The sequence below is a fragment of the Microcystis sp. M53603_WE2 genome, from assembly GCF_030065435.1.
In genome coordinates, this window is record NZ_JASJFF010000057.1 from 1 (window position 1) to 4,845 (window position 4,845).

5 protein-coding genes and 2 pseudogenes are annotated in these 4,845 nt (G+C 41.1%); 3 read left to right on the forward strand and 4 right to left on the reverse strand.

The window, feature by feature from the left end; genetic code table 11:
• The 3 genes and pseudogenes from PX481_RS01325 to PX481_RS29990 form a co-directional block, all read left to right on the forward strand.
• The coding region (locus PX481_RS01325) for a threonine synthase (RefSeq protein WP_288093278.1) at positions 1–459 on the forward strand (459 nt) is incomplete at its 5' end.
• A 106-nt stretch (positions 460–565) separates the two neighbouring features.
• Positions 566–841, forward strand: a complete 276-nt coding sequence (locus PX481_RS01330; RefSeq protein WP_002757903.1) for a MoaD/ThiS family protein — start codon at positions 566–568, stop codon at positions 839–841.
• 774 nt (positions 842–1,615) lie between these two features.
• Positions 1,616–2,182: pseudogene (locus tag PX481_RS29990) on the forward strand (REP-associated tyrosine transposase).
• A gap of 353 nt (positions 2,183–2,535) precedes the next feature.
• Here the strand turns inward: PX481_RS29990 and PX481_RS01340 are convergent.
• The 4 genes and pseudogenes from PX481_RS01340 to PX481_RS01355 all read right to left on the reverse strand — a co-directional run.
• The gene (locus PX481_RS01340) at positions 2,536–3,510 is read right to left on the reverse strand and encodes an SH3 domain-containing protein (RefSeq protein ID WP_002757908.1); all 975 of its coding nucleotides are present in this window, start codon (positions 3,508–3,510) and stop codon (positions 2,536–2,538) included.
• Positions 3,511–3,820: 310 nt separating this feature from the next.
• Complete coding sequence (locus tag PX481_RS01345) at positions 3,821–4,150, reverse strand: DUF1214 domain-containing protein (protein WP_002757910.1); 330 nt, start codon at positions 4,148–4,150, stop codon at positions 3,821–3,823.
• Between the two features lie 105 nt (positions 4,151–4,255).
• Entirely contained in the window at positions 4,256–4,447 is a 192-nt protein-coding gene (locus tag PX481_RS01350; RefSeq protein WP_288093283.1) for a hypothetical protein, read from the reverse strand.
• 279 nt (positions 4,448–4,726) lie between these two features.
• A pseudogene (locus PX481_RS01355) lies at positions 4,727–4,845 on the reverse strand (IS630-like element ISMae24 family transposase); the annotation flags it as partial.

Here is a 4,845-nt window from a genome sequence, read left to right on the forward strand (position 1 = left end):
GAGGGTTGTTCCCCCATTGCCCAAGCTTTCAAGGAAGGACGGGATTTTGTCGCCCCAGTTAAACCCAATACTATCGCCAAATCGATCGCTATTGGTAATCCCGCCGATGGTGTTTATGCCCTTGATATTGCCCGTAAAACTGGCGGTAATATTGAATCCGTCACCGATGCCGAAATTATCGAAGGTATTAAACTTTTGGCAGAAACGGAGGGCATTTTCACGGAAACTGCGGGCGGTACGACTATCGCTGTCTTGAAAAAATTAGTAGAAGCGGGTAAAATCGACCCCGAAGAAACCACGGTCGTTTATATCACCGGTAATGGTCTAAAAACCCAAGAAGCGGTACAGGGTTATATCGGTGAACCCCTGTTAATCGAACCGAAATTAGAAAGCTTTGAACGGGCCTTGGAACGTTCCCGCACCCTCGAACGCCTCGAATGGCAACAGGTTCTCGTCTAGAATTGATACTAAGGGATGATGGGGTGATTATCCTCTTGCCCCATCTCCACAAGCAATTTAAATTCGCGGACAGCTTACTGTCCTTTCCACTTTTTCCTTGATATCTATGGCTGTAAAAGTTCTCATTCCTACTCCCCTGCAAAAATTTACAGAAAATAACGCTACCATCGAGTGTAGTGCTAGTAGTGTCGGTGGTTTAATCGAATCCTTAGAAGCAAGTTTCCCCGGTATTAAGGCCCGCTTATGCGATGAAGAGGGCGCACCCCGGCGCTTTTTAAATTTCTACGTCAACAGCGAAGATATTCGCTTCCTCGATGGGACAAAAACCCCCTTAAAAGATGGCGATGAAGTCAGTATCGTTCCTGCGGTAGCTGGAGGTTAACCCCCCTATAAGTTTGTTTTCCGTCAATTGTAATTAGACCCCTAGAAAGTGATGTTTTCTGGGGGCTTTTGTTCAGGTAAGTTCTAAGCTGCCCGCGCATTTAAATTGCCTTTTGTCTCTCCTGATATGTAACCTATACTCAACGGATTTAGTAAGTAGGGAGGCAGAATTATTTGTAGGATGGGTTAGCGGTAGCGTAACATGAGCGGGCGTTGGGTTTCATGCTTCAACCCGACCTACGTTCTACACTAGCTTATGACTGATGATCAATTGAAACAACTAATTGAGTCTAATGCCAAATCTATTGCGGTTTTATCCGATGCAATGGCAACTGAGCGATAGGCGATCGCAGCAGATAGAGAAGAACGACGAGCAGAACGTGGCCAGCTATATCAATACTTGGGCAGAATTGCGGCAGCCCAATCCAATTTTTACGAAGTTCAGGCCGATTATAGCGTTTTTCAGTCTGCTGAGGTACAAAAGTTATGGGTTTTAGGCACTCATGCAAGAGGCAAAAGGCAAAAGGGAAGAAAAATAGGTGTACCTCACTAGCTTAGGAAACGCTATATTATCATCAATTAGCAGTATTATCTGAGCGTAAAACTCGCACAGAAGAACAAATTGTTAAAATTTTAAAGCATTTATCTATTACTGAATAATGACGCAGAAATCACTTTTTTAAGGAGAGAATAAACAGTTTGGTAGGTTGGGTTGAGGCACGAAACCCAACGCCAGTTGCGTAAACACCAATCCAATAAATGTTATTCTAACTTGATGCAATACCGTAGAGCAAAAACACCTAAAGCCACTTATTTTTTTACAGTTGTGACATACAATCGTCACAGAATTTTGTGTGAACCTGAAAATGTGGATTGACTACGAAATGCTTTTAAATATGTTATGCGACAACATCATTTTAAGATTGATGCTATTGTCATTTTACCAGCTCCCATTCATGCTCTTTGGACATGGCCTGAAACGGATGCAGATTTTTCAACTCGTTGGCGATTAATTAAAAGTTATTTTAGCCGTCAATGTCATTCTCAATATCAGGGTAAAATTTCAACATCTCGACAACATAAAGGAGAAAAGGCTATTTGGCAACGTCGCTTTTGGGAGCATCAAGTTCGAGATGGTCGCCAAGGGCGCGCCTACGGCGATCGAGATTTTGTTAATCATCTCGAATACATCCATTATAATCCCGTGCATCATGGATTAGTAAACGCTCCGAAAGATTGGCAATATTCCAGTTTTCACCGTTAGGTTGAAGAAGGAATTTATAATCAGATGTGGGGAGCTTCAGAAAGGCTGATCTTTGATAGTGATATTGGTATGGAATAAAATGTAGAAGTGGAACCCAAAAAATTAAGGTAAGAAATAAGGGCAATGTTGGGTTTCATCTCTTATAATCCTTTCTGTTGCATAAGAAAAACCGAAGAACCATAAAATGTAGGTTGGATTGAACGAAGTGAAACCCAAAAAATTAAGGTCAGAAATAAAGGCAATGTTGGGTTTTGTCACTAATAGTTGGTATCGAATAAAATGTAGATTGGATTGAACGAAGTGAAACCCAAAAAATTAAGGTCAGAAATAAAGGCAATGTTGGGTTTCGTCACCTCAACCCAACCTACAAGATCAGCGATCGCACTTACATGATTGATGATTTTGGCGATAAGGCGATAAGTTCATGAAAATTAGAACAAGCGAGTTATCCAGAAAAATAGTCCTCGTAATCCTAAACCCGTGAAGCTAATTACACTCAAAACAAATAGGCTCTTTTCCAAAGGCGTTGATCCCGGTATTCCATCGATTATCATGTCTATTGTGCCTATTTCAGTACACCTATTGATAAGTCCTATCATTGACTCCCAACCGTTGACAGACCTATACTTATCTTTCCAGTCTATAGCTTCTATAATTTTCTCTCGATCAGTTCTGGGTAATTTTCCCCAGCCTGATTCACAGTAAGCATCTGGATGTGTTCCATAAGCAAATTTACGGAAGGAATCGGGATTAAGCTCTAATTCTCCAAAAGCATCAGGATTAGCGACTAATTTATCTTCTATTTTCTGTTGTAAAGCTTTACCTACTTCTTTGATAAATTGCTGTCCTTTTGCAGTAAGAGTAGGAGATGTATCCTTCACAAATATATTCAGATATTTATCTCCAAATCCTAAGTAATAATCTGGTGCTTCTTTGCCAGGATTTCTTTTAATGAAATCGTCGTAACGGAACTGGTAGTAATCTAGATTTCCTAAAGATTCGGGTGGATAAGGAGTCGGTTTATTAGAACCATAATCAGCGCAACTTGTTGAACTTGTTTCTTCAAAAATATCAATACAGTCAGGCATCACCCATCCTTGTAGTTTAGTATCTTGATCAAATACCAAATACCAAAGACGATCTGCTTCATCTTTACTCCAAGCAAACTTTCCTGTAGGTGGAATCCGAACAACGTCAATATAAGTACCTGATTTCAAACAATGAATAATCGTGGCATTTATTGATGGTTCCGCTCGAAAATTGACACAACTATTACCTCTTACTTTATGAGAAGAAGTTTCACCATCAATTTTTTGTGCTACAACTGGTACAATGACATTTATATTAAGATAAGCCGTTAACAAGCCTAACAGAATATTGAGATTAAAAATAGATACTTTAATCATTAATATAACTCTCCGATTCAAAAATTTAAATTTTCAGGGTTTTCATAAATTTACAGGATTATCAGCGCGTAAATTTTCAAGATATAATTTGATCGCTTCTGTGATGTTTGCGATTGCGTCCTCAAAAGAATCTCCTTGATTGCGATCGCTGATCTTTTGGGTTGGGTGAAGGAACGCGAAGCAACTACGAGAAATAATAACCTCATTGTCGAGTTACTGCAATCATTCTCTCTGAATGAAGTGTGATCGCCGAATTTCATCACCTCAACCCAAGCAACAAATCGGCGATTCAGCCATATCCTAGATAGGACTATTTGAACAACTCGATTTCCCCTGGTCGCCAAGTCTTGTCAAACCAAGGCTCAAGCGGGCCATAAAGCCGAAGAATCGTATTCCAACCCGTTTCAGGAATTGTTTGTACCCAATTATTCTCCTTGCCAGCAGGCGGTTTCGGCCCGAAATAGATATCCACAGAACCATCGGCATTAACCAAAAGCCCTTTAGTCTGACTACCGACACTGGGAAACTGTTGATCCTGCTGCATCTGCGATCGCGTCTGATTACTGTAAAGAATAACTGACCAGAATAGCAGCAAGGCAGGATGTGTTAGCGCAACGCACAACAACCACAAATTCACCATGATCAAAAGCAAAAAGGCGCGTTAAGTAACGCACCTGACTTTGGCTTGATCTATTCGGAGCTTTTTCCAATGGGTTACAATGCCAATAAATAGATAATCTACGAACTAAGAGCGTGCATGGACATAGAGACCAAGAACGATCTCATAGAAGAAATTCTCGCTGCATGGAAAGACCGAATCGGTGATGACTACTTGGGTTACAGGGGTCATGTCTATCGAATGTTCAATTTCTGTCTGGCACTCCATTCCTGCACCGAAGAAGAAAAGACCAAGTTGGCGATCGCCGCCTGCTTTCACGATCTAGGTCTTTGGTCGGCTCATACCGTGGACTACATCCCACCTTCGGTGTCTGAAGTAAAGAGGTACTTATCCGAAACTGGGCAACAGGAATGGTCTGAGGAAATTGGACTAATGGTCGAGATGCACCACAAGGTTCGCACCTACAAGACAGACCGCTATCCGCTGGTGGAACTCTTCAGAAGGGGCGATTTAGTTGATTTCTCCCTTGGTTTCTTTAAGTTCGGCATTCCTCCCGCCTATGTGAGCGAGGTCAAAAAGGCCATTCCAAATAAGTACCTAGGCAAAATTAATTACATACTCGCCTCCAAAATTGTCCAGCACTTTTTTAACGTAAGCGAGGAGGCTCTTTCGGTCTTTATAGGCGCTAAATTCAATCCATTCATATTTTAAAAATC